This is a genomic window from Geomonas ferrireducens, assembly GCF_004917065.1.
In the GTDB taxonomy this organism is placed as follows: domain Bacteria; phylum Desulfobacterota; class Desulfuromonadia; order Geobacterales; family Geobacteraceae; genus Geomonas; species Geomonas ferrireducens.
On the sequence record NZ_SSYA01000002.1, the window covers coordinates 385,853 to 402,098 of the forward strand.

The following is a 16,246-nucleotide window of genomic DNA, read 5'->3' on the forward strand; positions in this document are numbered from 1 at the left end:
TATCTAGAACTTGTAGCCGACGGAGACCGCCACAAGGTGTGCGTCGTTTTCGTACTTGCCGTTGGCGGACGTTTCGTCAACTCCGTAGAGCGTGTTGTGCTTGCTCCGGTTTTCGTAGAGCTGATAGGCGTAGGAGAGGGCGACGGTGACCGGCTTCAGGTTCAGGTCCGTGCCGACGCAGAAGACGTGGGTCTTGGCATCGGGAATGGAGGGGTCGAAGGTGCTGTCCGGTACAGCGGTGTCGCCGTACACGTAGCCGGCCAGGAGGGCGACGGTGTCGTCGTACTGGTACCTGCCGCCGAGGTTCAGCCCCCAGCTGTCCTTCCAGTTTCTTTGCGTGGTTTTCTTCTGGTCGTTCTCTAGTCGGATTGTCAGATCTTCGAACTTGGACCACCCCTCCCAGCGCATCCCTGCTTCGACTGTGAGTTTTTCGATCCCCTTGAATGCAACGCCTGCGGTGAACTGGGGCGGCAGGGTTAGGTCGGTCTTCCCTTTCAAGGAGGGTAGGAGGGGAGTGGAGAAGGTTGCCTTGCCGGAAATGTCCACGTGGGCTTGGCTGCGGTACGAAGCTCCGACAGTCAGGTGGTCGCAGATGTCATAGGCTGCTGCTACGTTGAAGCCGATACCCGTGCCGTCACCCTTAAACTTTTGCCCGATATCGAAATTCGGAATCCCGCTAGGGAGCATGTTCTGCAGCGTGGCGTCGAGGTAGAAGACGTCCAAGCCTGCGGCGACGGTGAGTGAGGGGAGGACGCGGTAGGATACGACCGGGTTGAAGTCGAAGGTGGTGAGCTCCGACTTGGTCGCGATGTAGCGGCCGTCCCAGCCGTTGCCCCACTCGGTGCCGAGGCCGAAGGGGTTGAAGACGCCGAAGCCCGCGCTCAGTTTGTCGTTGAACTTGTGGGTCACGTAGAAGGTGCTCGGAAAAAACGCCGCACTGTCGGAGGCGGTGTTGCTGCCGACGGAGCTTGCGTACTCGCGGGAAGAGAATATGGCCGTGGTGCCGACCTGGAGCTGGGTCCCCTCCAGTTTGTTCATCAGTGCGGGGTTGTAGAAAATGGTGCTCGGGTCGCTCGCGTGGGCGGTGACCGCGTTCCCCTGTCCCAGCGCGGACGCGCCGTGGGTGAAGACTGCATAACCGGCGGCGTGGGCTGCGGACAAAGCACCTGCTCCGAGTGTGACCGCCGATGCAAACACGCCGGCGATCAGGCTCTTCCTGTAGTTCATGGATCCTCCTCAACGATTGATTTCATTCGACGACACCTTCTGCTCCGCCCAAGGGCAGGCGGCATTCCAAATACCATAGCCTACCAATCTTGTAAAGCTTGCATGTGCCGTGCTTTATCGGGAATGTGTGCTGAGCAGTGGGGACTTGCCCAACTGCCTGATTGACGAATCAGCGGGAGATGTGATAAACCCTAATGATTCGAAAAGCTTAACAGGAGCGTTTGATGCAGTCAGACCGGAAGTACCTGATGGAGCACGCAGAAGAATCGTTGCGGCTCGACATGAAGACCGACAACGCCGTTACCGGGGAGCAGGCACGCTGGGCGGGGCTCGCACCGGGGATGAGCGTCGTCGATATCGGCTGCGGCCCGGGCAAGACCACGGCGATGCTCGGCGAACTGGTACAGCCCGGGGGGAGGGCGGTCGGCGTCGACTTCTCCGAGGAACGCATCGCCTACGCCCGTGAGCACTACGGCTCGGACACCGTGAGTTTCGAGCGTTGCGACCTTTACCAGCCGCTCAACTACCTGGGGCAGTTCGACTTCGCCTGGTGCCGGTTCTTCCTCGAATACCACCTCTCCAACTGCTTCCAACTGGTGCAGAACATGTCCGAGGCGGTGAAGCCTGGGGGCATCCTCTGCCTCATCGACCTTGACTACAACTGCCTCAGCCACTTCGGCCATTCACCCCGGATGGAGCGCGCCGTCGCCGCAACGATCAGGAGCCTTGAGGTGAACGACGACTTCGACCCCTACGTCGGCCGCAAGCTCTACTCCTTCCTATACGATCTGGGCTACGAGGATATCGACGTGCAGGTCGGGGCGCATCACCAGATTTTCGGAGAGTTGAAGCAGGTCGACGAGTTCAACTGGACCAAGAAGGTCGAGGTCGCCGCCAAGAGGTCAGGATACGGTTTTGATGAGTACGCCGGGGGATACGAGGAGTTTCTCGAGGAATTCCGCAGCTTCTTTGCCAACCCGCGTCGTTTCACCTACACACCGATCATCTCCTGCCGCGGACGCAAACCTCAGGCTTCCTGAGCCTCGCGCCCCTCTTCCTGCTCTGCCGCTCTCATGCGGCATGTGATGAGCGCTTCGACGATGTGTCTGTCGAAATGGCTTCCAGCCCCTTCCCGGAGCAGCCGGAAGGCGTCCTCCGTCTTCATCGGATCGCGGTAGTGGCGCTGCGAGGTGACCGCCTCGTAGAAGTCGGCGACGGCGATGATCTTCGCCCCCAGCGGTATGTCCTTTCCCCTTAATCCTTTCGGGTAGCCGGTCCCGTCGATCTTTTCGTGATGGGCGCCGGCTATCTCCGGCACCTCGCGGTAGATCCCTTCGAAGTTGACCTGTTCCAGGATGTCGCGCGTCTTGTGGCAGTGCGTCTTGACGATCTCATACTCCATCTCCGAGAGCCGGCCGTTTTTCTTCAGTATCGCGTCGGGGACTCCGATCTTCCCGTAATCGTGCAGAAGCGCCGCCACCCTGATCATCTCCCGCTCCGCCGGCTGAAGGCCCAGTTCTTCGCAGATCTCTTCCGAGTATTCGGTGACCTTTTCGGAGTGACCGGCGGTGAGCGGGTCCCTGGCGTCGATGGATGCCGCCATGACCTTGAGAAACGAGCCGAACTGGTTGGACTTCGCCTCGTGCAGCTTTGCGTTGCGTATGCTGATGCCGATCACCGGTGCGATCCCCATCAATAGCGAGACGTCGCTTTGCACGAGCGGCCGCTTCGACTTCAGGTTATCGACGGCGATGATCCCGAGCGACTCCCCCTCGCATATGATCGGGCAGCAGATGAAGGTCTGGGAAAGGAGCTGCTTGGCGAAGTTCTGGCTCTTGCCGGAGAGGTTCCCTTCGATCTCCTTCACGTCAGCGACCAGGAAGGGGCGCTGTTCGCGGAAGGAGATGACGAAAACCCCTTTGGAGTCGGGGCGGTCCAGATGGAAGGTGGTTTTCCCGAGGAAGGCGAGCTGTTCGTCGTGGTAGCCGAAGCCGGCCTGGAACACGAGCCGCGTCTTCTCCGGGTTGGAGAGCAGGATGAGGCCGCGGCTGTAGTCGAGGCGTTTCTCCAGGATCTGCACCACGTTCTGCAGGATGTCGTTGACCGCGGTCTGCCTGCTGATCACCTGCCCGATCTCGTTGGTGACGAGGGCGTTGGTGTAGTTGATCTCCATCTTCTTGAAGAGGTTGTCGCTCAGGTCTTTCAGGCTTTTCTGGCTGGTGAAGAGGGCGGTCTTCTCGCTGCGCAGGGAGCCGATCTTCAGGACGAGGAGCAGGGAAAGCGCCCAAGGGGCAAATAGGTAGATCGACCGAATCTGTCCGGCGCGGAAGCAAAGGCCCATCACGAGGAGGATGACGACGAAGGCGTAATTCCTCGCGTAGCGCCAGAAGTTGATGCTCGACTTCTCCCAGGTGACGATGTAACGGCACACGGGGTCGCCGTTGAAGATGCACTCCGGGTGCTCGATGCGGGGAAGCTTTGCCTGGAACAGGCTCGCCACCGCTTCGAAAAAGCCCATCCTGTTCTGGCACTGGAACGGCTCTTCCTGCGTGCCGGGCCTCGGGGTCACGATGATTTCATAGCTGTTGCTGCTGATCTGCCTCGAGGTGTAGGTGGAGGAGCGGACGAGGTTGCAGTTGACGGTATCCCCGATGAGGCTGAAGGCGCGCGCAAGCCCGACGAGCCCGAGGAAATAGAGCCTGAGGATCCCGATGGCGTCGGGAGACGCGGCGTAGCGTCCCGCTTCTCGGGCGATGTTTTCGTTGCCGGTAAGCTTCAGGAGGCGTTCGTAGAAGAGGTTGACCTGCTCCTGGGTGAACCAGTGCCCCGGATCGGCCACTTCGAGCGGGGTCATCCCGGCGTAGCTCAGCAGTTCACCGACGTTGATGAAGTTGTACCGGTTCTTTATCAGCTTGATGTATGTGTCGATGATGCTGCTGTTGTATAACGGATCGTTCATCATCTGTTCCTTAAGTGCCTTGAGCCGACTCTGTTCCCTGCGTCCTTCTGTGCCTGTTGCGGTTGTGGAGGTCACCTAGGTACTTGATGAACTTGGAGGTATGGGTCTGTATGTTGAATGCCCAGAGTGTGTACTTGCGTTCGAACGGGAGACCTGTGTGCTCTGCGTAGCTCGCCGGGTAAACGAGTACCGGCAGGTCGTTTTGCTGGTACTTGTGCGTGATGATCGATAGCGCGATGAGCAGGATGTCCTTCGGGAACTGTTCCTGGTCGATGATCAATACGGTGATGCAGTTGGTCAGGTCCGACAGGTTCAGGCCGATGTCGGAGATGTTGACCATGATGACCGCCTTGGCCGTCCCGCCTCTTTTAAGCGTGTAGAGGTGCCGCTCCAGCTTGAAGCCCGCCTCCCGGTAATCCTGCGCGAGTTCGCCGCAGTCGCACCCCGGCTCCAGGTCGAAGGCGTTCAGCATGAGCCCGCCGGAGTGCTGCTCGTAGAAGGCCTCGAGGTCGAACAGATCTTCGCGGGTGGTGCGGGTGAGGCTCCACGGGCCGGAGAAGTTCCAGTTGTCCGAGAAGGTGCGGTGGTAATGGAAGTAGGCGAAGGTGTCGATGGAGCAACCCTTCTTGTCGCCCATGGCCTGCACCGCTTCGCCGAAGACCCGGTTCGGGAATTTGTTGTCCGGGCGGTAGTAGCAGATGAGGTAGTCCATCTTCGACGACTTGAGGTTGTAGGAGTCGTTGGTGGAGTGCGAGAGATGGTTCAGCACGATGAGCCCGCCAAGGCTCGACTCCGCCTTGTTCGAGGCGTGATGGTGCACAAGCCAGCTCCCCCGGTAAAAACGGAGCATCGCCAGGTGTCCCAGGATGGTGCCGTGTTCCTGGTAGACGAAGTGGCGCGCGATGCTCGGGTTCTCCGTGTAGAGGCGGCGGTAGGTCTCCTTCAACTGGGCCTTGTTGGCCTGCACGTAGTGGTACTTCTCCGGGTAGATGAAACCGCTGTCGAAGAAGAACTGCCACAGTGCGTCGAGGTCTATCTGCGTGCTGATATAGGAGTGCTTGTCCTTGGCGAGGTAAAGGATGGAGAGCAGGCTCACATGGTCGCGGATGTCCATGTCGAGAAAGCAGAGCCCGCACTTCACCAGGGAGGACTTTTCCTTTAACGGCTTGTCCTCGCGGTAGATCACCTGCGCGGAGCACCTCGTTGCGAAGCCGTTGCCGATGCGCAGTTCCAGGTCCGGGATGATCATCCCAGGCAAAAGGACGCTCGACTCGAAATCCTCGCAGACGGAAAAGCCCGACCCGGAGATGTCCAGCACCTTAAGGTCGATGTTTTTGTGACTGAAGGGGTGTCTGAAAACGGCATTGGGCAAGGGGAGCAGTTCGTGGCGGAGGCTGCGGACCTCCTTCGCCTTGAAGCGCCGCATGTGGGCCTGCAGCGGCTCCAGGACGTAGATCCTGCGGCTGTGCCCGAGCGTCTGCGTTGCGATGCGGCACTCAGCCGAGTAGAGGGTGGTGTGATCGTCGCTGAAGATGACCTGCACCGCCGCTTCGTCGTTGATCCAGTTGAAGTTCCTGCTGCCGTCTCCCGTTGCCTCTACCCGGAAGGTGAGAGCGCTGAAATCGAGCAGGGTCCCGTTGAGACGCGCACCGTTTTGAAACAGTTCGACGGCGATCCCCTGGCAGGGGTGCCGGCGCGACTTCCGGTAGTTTACCTCGATGCACTTGTCGGGAAGGAGAAAGGTGGCGCCTTCCTCGTCGATGCTGATCAGCTCGGGCTCGGCCATGATAAGCCGGTGGCCGCTCACCACGAATATGTTGTCGAAAATACAGCCGACCGTCGATGTGTTCATGGCGTCGGTCGCGATCCAGCGGCATTCGAGCTTGTTGTTGAGACAGGGGAGGGGAGCCGCCTCGAGCGTTACGGTGCGGGGATATTTGGAGTGTCTGAAGTTGACAAGGATGGATTCTTCCTGGAAGTTGATGAAGTTCAGTTTGTTGATCAGTTTGTTTAGACCAACTTCCTTTTCTGAACCGGGTGCAAACTCTATTACTGTATCTGGCCGGGCAAATTGAAGAATCTTGCTGGCGTCTTTCATCAGGACCTCACATGGCGACAGGAGAAAGCAAAGGCTGTGCTGCCGAAATAACCGTGACCGGCGGCTGTCAGCAGAGCGCAAAGCATGCTTCCGAAGCGCGATGTGATTATTAGCACGATTCGTACACATTTTCACTAATAAAACGCCGTGTGAAGCAACAAAAATACAGCAGTAGCCGAGGTTCTATCAGGAGGGAACGTCATGTTGGGGTGGGCTGAAGGTGGCGTCATCCTTTGGACTGCAGCGATGCCTCCAGGTAGGCGTTGAAATCGAGGGTTTTCGCGAGGGGAGACGCGGCCTGTAGCGGCTCCACATCGACGCTTTTCTCTTGCTGGGGCGCGGAGCTTCGCGCGGCGACGGTGCGGTTTCTGCCCCGGGCCTTCGCCTCGTACAGCGCGACGTCAGAGGCGTGCACGAGATCGTGGAAAGTCCGGCCGTCCTCGGGGAAGGAGGCGACGCCGAGGCTTGCCGTCAGGCGCCGCAACGGAATGTCGCTCTCGCCTGGGAAGCGCTTGTTTTCGATCTCGGTCCGGATCCTCTCGGCGACGATGAGTGCCTCGCTCTTCGAGGTCCCCGGAAGAACCGCGCAGAACTCCTCGCCGCCGTAACGCGCGACGATATCCATCTCGCGCAGCGATTCCTTGATGATGTCCGCGGTAATCTTGAGCGCCTCGTCCCCTGCGAGGTGCCCGCAGAGGTCGTTGTAGCTCTTGAAGAAGTCGAGGTCGATGAAGATGATGGTGAGGTTCAGGCTGTGGCGCGTGCTGCGGTTCAATTCCTCTTCGAGCCTGCTCTTCAGGAAGCGGCGGTTGTAAAGTCCGGTGAGGGCGTCGGTGACCGAGAGCTGTTCGAAACGTTCGGATTCCTCGAGCACCTCGGTACGCTCGATCATGAGCGAGGCCAGGTTCGCGAACGAGGTAAGGAGCTGCAGGTCCGCGTTGGTGAAGGGGCGGAGGTCCTTCTTGTCCGAGAGGTTCAAGACCCCGATTACCTTGTCTTTAAGCTTTAGCGGGATGCAGATGAGCGATTTGGACTTGAAGCGGAGCCGGTTGGCCATGGCGACGCGGCTGTCCTTCTCCACGTCGTTCACCAGGAGGGGCTGCCCGGTCTTCGCCACCATGCCGGCGATCCCCTTGCCCACCTTCAACTGCAGACAGCGGGCGATGTTGAGCGTCATGCCGAGCGTGAAGACGATGTGCATCCCCTCGCCGTCCTTGTCGATCAGCATGATGGATCCCTGGGTTGCCTCGATCAGGTCGGACGCGATCTTCATGATCGCCTCGTACAGCTGCTCCTTGCTGTCGATCTGCAGCAGCGTGTCGGTGAGCGACATGAGGCGCTCGGAGAGGGCGTTCTCCTTGGAGCGCTCCGCGTCCCTCACGATCCAGCTCATTTTGGCGGCCATGGCGCCGGTCAGCATGTTGATGAGCAGGGCCGAGTTCTGCGGGATATCGCTCTCCGGCAGCGCCAAAAAGCCCAGCCGCTCCCCTTGAGACTTGAGAGGGAAGAAGGCGCACATGGCGGTGTTGAGCCCGGGGAGGACGGCGCGCATCTTGGCGTCGTAGGGAACCGCTTTACCCCCTTTGGCCGGCGCCAGGAACAGGTGCAGCGCGTCGGACGGAACGACCCCGATCTCGTCGGGCATCCCCCACACCCCGGTCACCGGATAGGACTTACCCTCGGCGTCGGGGAGCGCCACGGCGATGCGCGGGACCTCGAACTCGGTGGCTATGGTCTCGCAACCGATGGCGACGCAGGCGGTGACCGAGGTACATCGGTCGATACGCTCGAGCGCCTGGGAAACGGCCTGCAGGTGCTGGTCGGTGACCGACTCGCAGGGAGCGGCGGCGTTCTGGGGGAGGGGAGTGCTTACCGTCGGGAAACGGTATTGCTCGATGGCGCGTCCCACCTCCTGGGCTACTTCCTCCACCTCTTCGTAGCGTGCAGTGTGAAGCGATTCCACGTAAGGGAGCAGCGAAAAGGCATCTCCGCCGCCTTCGGTGCGGGAAAGGGCGGCAAGCTGCCACAGGTCGATGGACTCGTCGCGCACCCCGTCGCCCACGAGGCAGCAATCGTCGCCGCCCACGCCGAAGGGGATGAGGAATCCGAGGAATCCGCCGCCGTAGCGGCACACCGACGGAGTTCCCTCCTCGAAGAAGACGTCCATGTTTTCTTCGAAAAACTGGCGGGATACGTCGCGGCAGAGAGGGTCTTCGACGATGGTGGAGCAGGTTTCGAACTGGTGACAGGACGCGACGGCGCCGTTACGCCTGCGGTACAGGGTAAGGCTGTAGTGCGCGAGGGAGGGAAGCTCCTTCAGCTGCACCAGCAGGTCGTGAAGTGGTATGTCAGCCGTTTGCTGCGCCACGTTTCAGTCACTCCGGTTTCAAAGTTGCTTTTCACAGGCGGCAGGCATATCGGCCGCGCCCGGAATCGCATCAAAAATGCACGTTCTGCGCCAAGGTCCGCACGCTGTTTTTCTATCAAAAGGGCACAAGCGCCCCATCAGCGAAGGACATTACATCTAGATAATTACCGGTTTCTTCGACTTCACTCAACACTGCCAGACGGTATACTCACTGGCGAAGGTTGTTAGGGCTTGCTGCATTTTGGGCTATGTTAATATTATGGACCTCATGCATAAAGTCAGTATTTTAAATCACACATATCATAGTTTTATGTGCTTGATTCCAGGAAGGATTGGGCAACATCACTGTATCGTCCTTGCAAGGGCTCACAAAAGACGAATTTGTCACGCCTGAGCCTTGACTGATTAAAAGAACCTTTGTCTCAAGGCGACCCACGGCGCCGCTGACAGTGCAATGTTCGTCATGAGCCTCGTGAGAAATAATTTGATTGATTCCCGCGCATTTAGCCGGTAAACTCCACGCTCCGTTGAAGCGTTACAAGGGCATGGAATCCAACGTTGCACGATACTCCGCTATACAACAGTCGCATCTTCGACTCCTACCTGAAGCTCCTCAGGCAGAAATACCCCCATATCGACACGGCGGCGCTACTGGCTCACGCCGGGATGAATCCCCACGAGGTGGCCGACCCGGGACATTGGTTCACGCAGCGGCAGGTGGACCGGTTTCACGACAGGCTGGTGCAACTGACCGGCGGGCGCGGCATCGCCCGCGAGGCCGGCCGCTACGCCGCATCTCCGGAGGCCCTTGGGCCGCTTCGCTCCTTCATGCTAGGCATGGTGGGGCCCGAGTACATCTTTCATTTCATCAGCAAGGTCGCCCCGAGGTTCACCCGCTCTTCCCGCTGTACACACCGCAGGACCGGTTCCCGTGAGATCGAGGTCACCGTCGCCTTCAACGAGGGAGTGCGGGAGAATCCGAATCAGTGCGAGAACAGGATGGGTTTCTTCGAGGCTGCCTTCCTCGTCTTCGGTCATGACTTCCCTGAGATCGAGCATACCGAATGCGTCTTCGACGGCGGCGAGGTCTGCCGGTACCTGATCCGTTGGCGCCCCGCACTGACTGCGCGCCTGTTGCTCGCACGGCGCATAACCTTCATTGTTCTGCTCGTTCTCTGCGTCTCCACCTTCTTTCTGAGCCATTTCCTGCTGGAGCCGGTCCTCATCTGCAGTCTGGTTTTTTACCTGCTGCTCGCCTTGCTCGGCAACCGTGTCGAGCGCAAGGACCTTCTTGCCTCGCTCACCAGCATGCGTAATTCCAGCGAAAGGCTGCTTGCCCAGGTTCAGGAGAACTGCGACAGCGCTCTCACCATCAACGAGATCGGCAAGGTGATTTCGACCCGGACGGAGTTGGAGGACATCCTCGCCAGTGTGAACCAGGTGCTGCACAAACGGCTCGGCTACGGGCGCGGCATCATGATGCTTGCGGACCCGGAAAAAAACGCGCTTTTGCTGCGCGGCTGTTTCGGGCTCTCCCCCGAGGACGAGGAGAAGATCCGACGCATCGAGCTTCCGCTCGACGACTCCGTCGCGCCTGGGGTCATCGTCAGCTGTTTCCGTGCCCAGAAGTCGATGCTTGTCGACAACATAGACGACGTAAGGGACCAGGCGATTCCCGAGAATTTCTCCCTCTTCGTGGCCCTCGGGGTGCGCTCCTTCATCTGCGCGCCCATCGTCTGCGAAGGCGAAGCCCTTGGTATCCTTGCCGTTGACGACGCGAATCGTGACGGAGGGCTGCTGCAAAGTGACCTGAACCTGATCCAGGGGGTCGCACCGGTGATCGGGGTAGCGATCCGCAACGCCATGCGCCTTGCCAACGAGCGCAAACTCTCCGATCAGCTCAGAAAGGCCTCCGAACAGTTGGAGCGGCGGGTCTCCGAGAGAACCGCGGAGCTGAGTCAGGCCTACGCTGAACTCGAGTTCCTTTACGACTCGGTGTCGCACGACCTGCGCACCCCGCTCCGGGTGATCTACGGGTACGGGGAACTGCTCCTCGACGGTTACGGGGAGCGACTGGACGCGACGGCGCGCGAGTACCTGTCGAACATCATCGGCGGCGGCGAGCGGATGGAGGCGACGCTCGACCGGATGCTCGACATATCAGAGGCGCGTATTGCTCCCATCAAAGAGATCGGCGTCGATCTGAGTGCGATGGCGCAGCGTATCTTGGCCGAACTGAGGGTTACCGACGTGAAACGAGCCGTGCGCGTCGAGATCGAGGAAGGGGTGCAGGTGAACGGCGACGAGAAGCTTCTCGCCAGCGTGATGGAGAACCTCCTGGGGAACGCCTGGAAGTACAGCGCGGGAAAGCCGGAAACGGTCATCTGCTTCGGCAGGCGCGACGGGATCTGCTACGTGAAGGACAACGGCGTAGGGTTCGACATGTCGCAGGCGAACAAGCTCTTCCTCCCTTTCCAGCGGCTGCACCACGGCTCCGACTTCGCCGGGCACGGCCTCGGGCTCTCCATGGTGCGGCGCATGATCGAGCGTATGGGGGGGACGGTATGGGGCGAGGGGAAGCCCGGCGAGGGCGCCACCTTCTACTTCACCATCCCGCCGGGTGACGCCTCTTAGCCTACCTCTTCGTACTCGCGTTCGCGGAACTCGACCCCGAGTGACATCGCGAGCTTACGTACCTTGTCCACGTCTACCCCGGGTACTGTGACCACGCTCGCCGTCACCTGCGGCACGTGCCGCGGCGCCTCGCGCAGAAACTCGCACACCCCCGCAAAACCGCCCTCTCCGAAAGGGGTATTGCAGAGCCTCTCGTACTCCACGGCGTCGGAAGCGTTCAGGCTTACCGAAAGCGCGTCGACGAGCCCGGAGAGCTCTGGCAGCACGTTTCTGCCATGCACGAGATTTGCCTGCCCGTCCGTGTTGATCCTCACCTTCAGCCCGCGCCTCTTCAGCTCGGCCGCCACTTCCTTCACCAGATCCAGCCTGATGAGCGGCTCGCCGAAGCCGCAGAACACCACCTCGTTAAAATCCGAAGCGGCGTCGACAGCCGCGATCACCTCGGCGTAATTCGGCTCGTGGGAGAGTTTCAGCTCGTGCCCCTTGACCGCGAGCTCCTCGAATTTGGGGCAGAAGGTGCAGCGGTTCGAGCAGCGGTTGGTGATGTTCAGGTAAAGCGAATTGCGTATCTTGTAGGCGATGGTGTCTTCCTGCGCCGCCTGCTCGATGCGGAAGAGCCTGCGCGTGTTGAAGGAGGTGATGCGCCCGACGTCGTCCGGCGAGAGCCCCTTCAGTTCTGCGACTTTCTCGGCCGCGTAGCGCACGAAGGCGGGCTCGTTGCGCTTGCCGCGGTGCGGCACCGGCGTCAGGTACGGCGCGTCCGTCTCCACCATGAGCTTTTCGATCTTCACGCCGCGCACCACTTCCCTGAGCGACTCGTTGGAGGGGTAGGTGATGGTACCTGGGATGGAGATCATGAAGTTCAGGTCGATGCAGGTCCGGGCCATCTCCAGGTCGCCGGAGAAGCAGTGCAGCACGCCGCCGACCTCCTCCGCCTTTTCCTCCTTGAGGATGGCGAGGATCCGGTCGTGGGCGTCCCGGTCGTGGATGATGAGCGGCAGCGAGAGTTCGCGGGCCATCCTGATGAAGCGGCGGAACACCTCTTCCTGGGCGGGGCGGGGGGAGCGGTCGCGGAAGAAGTCGAGCCCAACCTCGCCGATGGCGACCACCTTTGGGTTGTTGAGGGCGAGCTCGCGAACCGTCTGGTAGTCCGCCTCGGTCACCCCCTCGGCGTCGTGGGGATGGATGCCGACCGAGCAGTAGATGTTATCGCGTGTCCTGGCGAGTCCGCAGGCGGCGATGCTCGACTCGAGGTCGGCGCCGACCGCCATGATGGTGCCGACACCCGCCTCTTTGGCGCGCGCCATCATCTCCTCGAAATCTTCCGTGTACTCGCTGCCGTATATGTGCGAATGGCTGTCGATCAGTTCCATGAAGTGCTCCTTCGGCGTTGATCTGGTAACTTCTGTATCCCATTGATGTTTGCATCGGTGCATGCATGACCATTCCCTCTCCCCTTGGGCCTGCGCGCCGTAGCGCTTCGGGCTGCAAAGACGGGAGAGGAGTGCCGCAGGCCGGGTGAGGGCGTGGCCGACGGCAACATGTCGCCAATTGCTACGCCCTCACCCCCGCCCCTCTCCCGGAAGAGAGGGGGGAGGGCGAAGCACCATATATTACTGGAAGATATTGCGAGATGCCAGAGCTTTCTGGATTGCCTTCCCGGTAGAAAACTACCTGTTAAGCAGCAAACCTGCTCTGCTTCGGGAGGCTATTCGGTCACGCTGCGGATCGAGGCCTCGATGCCGTCCATGAGGATGGTGAGCTCGTTCATGGAGATTGAGAGGGGCGGGAACACGACGATCACGTTGCCCAAGGGACGCAGGAAGAGGCCGTGCTTTCTCGCCTCCATGATGACTCTCACGCCGACGCGCTCCTCCCAGGGATACGGCTCGCGCGTGTGACGGTCCCGCACCAGCTCGATTCCGCCGATCATCCCTTCCTGGCGCACGTCTCCCACGTTGGGGAGCTCCATGAGCCGCTGCAGACGGTCCTGGATGTAATCGATCTTCTCCGGAAGCTGCTCCAGGAGCCGCTCCTTTTCGAAGATATCGAGGCTTGCGAGGGCCGCAGCGCAGGCGATCGGGTTGCCGGTGAAGGTGTGCCCGTGGAAGAAGGTCTTGAGCGCGCTGTACTCCCCCCAGAAGGCGTCGTAGACCTTGCGGGTGGTGAGCGTCGCGGCAAGCGGCAGGTAACCGGCCGAGATCCCCTTCGATATCGCCATGATGTCCGGCGTCACCCCTTCCTTGCCGCAGGCGAACATGGCGCCGGTGCGCCCGAAGCCGACGGCGACCTCGTCCGCGATCATGAGGACGTTGAAGCGGTCGCAAAGCTCGCGTACCCCTTTCACGAACCCGGGAGGCTGCACGATCATCCCGCCTGCGCCCTGAACCGACGGCTCGATCACGAGTCCCGCCAGCTCGTGCGCGTGCTCTTCCATGAGGCGCTCCAGCTCCTTAAGGCAGAGAAGGCCGCACTTCGTGCAGTCCCCCTCCGGCGAGAGCGGGCAGCGGTAGCAGTAAGGGGAGGGGGCCATGATGGTCGGGAAGAGTAGCGGCGCGTAGACCTCGTGGTAGATGGCGATGCCGCCTACGCTCATGGAGCCGACGGTGTCGCCGTGGTAGGCGTTGTCGAAGCGGATGAACTTCGTCTTTTCCTTGTTGCCGGTCTGCTGCTGGTACTGGAAGGCCATCTTGACGCCGATCTCCACCGCGGTGGAGCCGTTATCGGAATAGAACACCTTGGCGAGTCCCGGAGGAGCAATATCTATCAGGCGTTTGGCAAGTAGCGCCGCGCGGTCGTTGGAGAGGCCTAAGAGCGTTGCGTGCTCGAGCCGGTCCACCTGCTCCTTGATCGCGTCGTTGATCTCTTTTTTGCAGTGGCCGTGCACGTTGGTCCAGATGGCCGCGACGCCGTCCAGGTAGCGGTTGCCGTCCGAGTCGATGATGTAGGACCCCTCGCCCCTGGTGATGATGATGTTTTCCGCTCCCTCCCACTCGCTCATCTGGGTGAAGGGGTGCCAAAGGTAATCGCTGTCGTAGCGCCTTAGAGTTTCCGTATCCAGTTCGATCACGTTCATCCTCCTGAAAAAGGCTCTGCCGCCGCACCGTTCAAGGTATCGGCGGCAGAGCCGGCGTTGTCAATCGTCGATTGTCAATTGTTAGTCAAACATCTCGCGCAGCATGATCCCGGTTGCCGGTTGCTGCAGCAGGTGATCGGTGACGCGGGTCACCGTCTCGCGCTCGTCGGCTCCCTGGATGTCCGGGAAGAGGCCGAGGAGTTGCGAGCCGGAAAGGGAATCGATCATGTGCGGCGCGTAGGACTCGGCCTGGTCGGGGGTGTCCGGGTAGCGGTTCACGATGACCCCCTTCACATTCAGCCCCATGGTGCGTGCGGTGAAGGTGGTGAGCAGGGTGTGGTTGATGGTGCCGAGATTCGGGCGCGCCACCACCGCGATGGGAAGCCCCAGGTGCAGGGCGAGGTCGGCGACAAGAAGCCCGCCTGCAAGGGGTACCATGAGCCCGCCGGCCCCTTCGACAATGACGAACTCGTGCTTCTGGGCGAGCCGGTCGTAGGCCTCCTTGATCACCTGGAAGTTGATGCGGACGCCGTCCTGGCTGGCCGAGACCGAAGGGGCGAGGGGCGCTCTGAGTAGGTAAGGGGTGCAGTCGGGCGTCAACGGCACGCCGGCTCCGAAGCAGAGGAGCTCGGCGTCCTCGGAGATTAGCTTTCCGTCCCGCTCGATGCAGCCGCTCGTTACCGGCTTCATGACGCCGACGCTGTGTCCCAGCCTCCTGAGCAGCATGGCGATGGTCGCCGACGCGATGGTTTTTCCCACACCGGTATCGGTGCCGGTGATGAAGATGCTTTTTGCTGACATGTAGGTTCCTTTCCGCTTCGTGCTAGTGCGCGCACATCACCGTGGTGAGGCCGAGATCGCTGAACATGGTCAGGTCGGTATCGACGTTGCGCCCGAGCGTGGTGAGGTAGTTGCCGATCATGGTGCCGTTGGCGCCGGCGAAGAAAATCCAGGACTGCAGGTCGCGCAGGTTCTTCTCCCTGCCTCCACAGATGGTGATGCGCTTCTCCGGCAGGATCAGGCGGTACACGGCGATGGTCTTCAGACACTCCATGGCGCTGATGAGGGCGGCCCCCTCGAGACGGGTCCCATCGATCGGGTTCAGGAAGTTCATCGGCACCGAGTCGACGTCGAGCTCCTTCAGCGTGAAGGCCATCTCGACGCGCTGTGCCGCGCTTTCACCCATGCCGAAGATCCCACCCGAGCAGACCGTGACGCCAGCCTTTTTCACGGCGCGAACCGTTTCCACGTCCTCGCGGTACTCGTGCGTGGTGCAGATATTTGGGAAAAAGCTCTCTGCGGTCTCGAGGTTGTGATGGTAGGTATCCATCCCGGCATCCTTCAGCTTGAGCGCGGTCTCCTCGTCGATGATCCCGAGCGAGCAGGAGGGGAGGATGGTGGTTTCCTTGCGGATGCGGCGCAGCGCGGCGAGGATCTGCTCCAGTTCCTGCCCTTTCACCGTGGTGCCGCTCGTGATGATGCCGAAACAGGCGGAGCCGTTGGTCTCTGCCGTCTTGGCGCATTCAACGATCTGATCCTCCTGTACCAGCGGGTAGACCGGCGCGTCGGTTGAGTGGTGCGAGGACTGGGCGCAGAAGGCGCAGTTCTCGGCGCAGCGTCCGGACTTCGCGTTGATGATGGAACAAAGATGTATTTCGTTGCCGACGAAGTGTTCCTTGACGCGGGTGGCGGCGCGGAACAGGTCGTATATTGCCGAGCCCTCGACCTCGGTGAGGCGGACGGCCTCCTCGGGTGTGATGGAGCCACCGGCGATGATCCTTTGTGCAATTTCAGCGATTAATTTTTCCATGAACGATCCTCCAGCCGGTCATGTAGCACGCGGGGGAGCTGGTTGTCAACCTCTTCCGGAAAACTGGTTGACGA

The 16,246-nt window shown here is 60.6% G+C and carries 10 protein-coding genes; 2 read left to right on the forward strand and 8 right to left on the reverse strand.

The features are described 5' to 3' along the window. Positions 1–3: 3 nt before the first annotated feature. Positions 4–1,227: an OmpP1/FadL family transporter gene (locus tag E8L22_RS10545; RefSeq protein WP_136525144.1), complete on the reverse strand. Its 1,224-nt coding sequence runs from the start codon at positions 1,225–1,227 to the stop codon at positions 4–6. 224 nt (positions 1,228–1,451) lie between these two features. On the opposite strand from E8L22_RS10545, the gene E8L22_RS10550 reads away from it, so the two are divergent. Further along, positions 1,452–2,267, forward strand: coding sequence for a class I SAM-dependent methyltransferase (locus E8L22_RS10550; RefSeq protein WP_136525145.1), 816 nt, complete (start codon positions 1,452–1,454; stop codon positions 2,265–2,267). Here E8L22_RS10550 and E8L22_RS10555 read toward each other — a convergent pair. From E8L22_RS10555 to E8L22_RS10565, 3 genes are all read right to left on the reverse strand, one after another. Further along, complete coding sequence (locus E8L22_RS10555) at positions 2,255–4,189, reverse strand: HD domain-containing phosphohydrolase (protein WP_136525146.1); 1,935 nt, start codon at positions 4,187–4,189, stop codon at positions 2,255–2,257. The genes E8L22_RS10550 and E8L22_RS10555 overlap by 13 nt on opposite strands. Positions 4,190–4,196: 7 nt before the next feature. Then, entirely contained in the window at positions 4,197–6,284 is a 2,088-nt protein-coding gene (locus E8L22_RS10560; RefSeq protein WP_136525147.1) for a PilZ domain-containing protein, read from the reverse strand. Between the two features lie 226 nt (positions 6,285–6,510). Continuing rightward, positions 6,511–8,652, reverse strand: a complete 2,142-nt coding sequence (locus E8L22_RS10565) for a sensor domain-containing diguanylate cyclase (protein ID WP_136525148.1) — start codon at positions 8,650–8,652, stop codon at positions 6,511–6,513. A gap of 558 nt (positions 8,653–9,210) precedes the next feature. Between E8L22_RS10565 and E8L22_RS10570 the strand changes: the two genes are divergently transcribed. Beyond that, positions 9,211–11,286, forward strand: coding sequence for an ATP-binding protein (locus E8L22_RS10570; protein ID WP_136525149.1), 2,076 nt, complete (start codon positions 9,211–9,213; stop codon positions 11,284–11,286). On the opposite strand, the gene E8L22_RS10575 is transcribed toward E8L22_RS10570, so the two are convergent. The 4 genes from E8L22_RS10575 to bioB form a co-directional block, all read right to left on the reverse strand. Further along, entirely contained in the window at positions 11,283–12,659 is a 1,377-nt protein-coding gene (locus E8L22_RS10575; protein WP_136525150.1) for a TatD family hydrolase, read from the reverse strand. The genes E8L22_RS10570 and E8L22_RS10575 overlap by 4 nt on opposite strands. Positions 12,660–12,994: 335 nt before the next feature. Next, positions 12,995–14,362 carry an adenosylmethionine--8-amino-7-oxononanoate transaminase gene (gene bioA, locus E8L22_RS10580; protein WP_136525151.1) on the reverse strand — a complete coding sequence of 456 codons (1,368 nt, stop codon included), beginning with the start codon at positions 14,360–14,362 and terminating at the stop codon, positions 12,995–12,997. An 81-nt stretch (positions 14,363–14,443) separates the two neighbouring features. Beyond that, positions 14,444–15,163: a dethiobiotin synthase gene (bioD, locus tag E8L22_RS10585; RefSeq protein ID WP_136525152.1), complete on the reverse strand. Its 720-nt coding sequence runs from the start codon at positions 15,161–15,163 to the stop codon at positions 14,444–14,446. A 22-nt stretch (positions 15,164–15,185) separates the two neighbouring features. After that, positions 15,186–16,172: a biotin synthase BioB gene (gene bioB / locus E8L22_RS10590; RefSeq protein WP_136525153.1), complete on the reverse strand. Its 987-nt coding sequence runs from the start codon at positions 16,170–16,172 to the stop codon at positions 15,186–15,188. Between the last annotated feature and the right edge of the window lie 74 nt (positions 16,173–16,246).

What these genes read in the sequence shown, in the direction of transcription:
- E8L22_RS10545 (WP_136525144.1), bottom strand. Translation starts at nt 1,227, where the DNA reads ATGAACTACAGGAAGAGCCTGATCGCCGGCGTGTTTGCATCGGCGGTC.
- E8L22_RS10550 (WP_136525145.1), top strand. Translation starts at nt 1,452, where the DNA reads ATGCAGTCAGACCGGAAGTACCTGATGGAGCACGCAGAAGAATCGTTG.
- E8L22_RS10555 (WP_136525146.1), bottom strand. Translation starts at nt 4,189, where the DNA reads ATGATGAACGATCCGTTATACAACAGCAGCATCATCGACACATACATC.
- E8L22_RS10560 (WP_136525147.1), bottom strand. Translation starts at nt 6,284, where the DNA reads ATGAAAGACGCCAGCAAGATTCTTCAATTTGCCCGGCCAGATACAGTA.
- E8L22_RS10575 (WP_136525150.1), bottom strand. Translation starts at nt 12,659, where the DNA reads ATGGAACTGATCGACAGCCATTCGCACATATACGGCAGCGAGTACACG.
- bioA (WP_136525151.1), bottom strand. Translation starts at nt 14,362, where the DNA reads ATGAACGTGATCGAACTGGATACGGAAACTCTAAGGCGCTACGACAGC.
- bioD (WP_136525152.1), bottom strand. Translation starts at nt 15,163, where the DNA reads ATGTCAGCAAAAAGCATCTTCATCACCGGCACCGATACCGGTGTGGGA.
- bioB (WP_136525153.1), bottom strand. Translation starts at nt 16,172, where the DNA reads ATGGAAAAATTAATCGCTGAAATTGCACAAAGGATCATCGCCGGTGGC.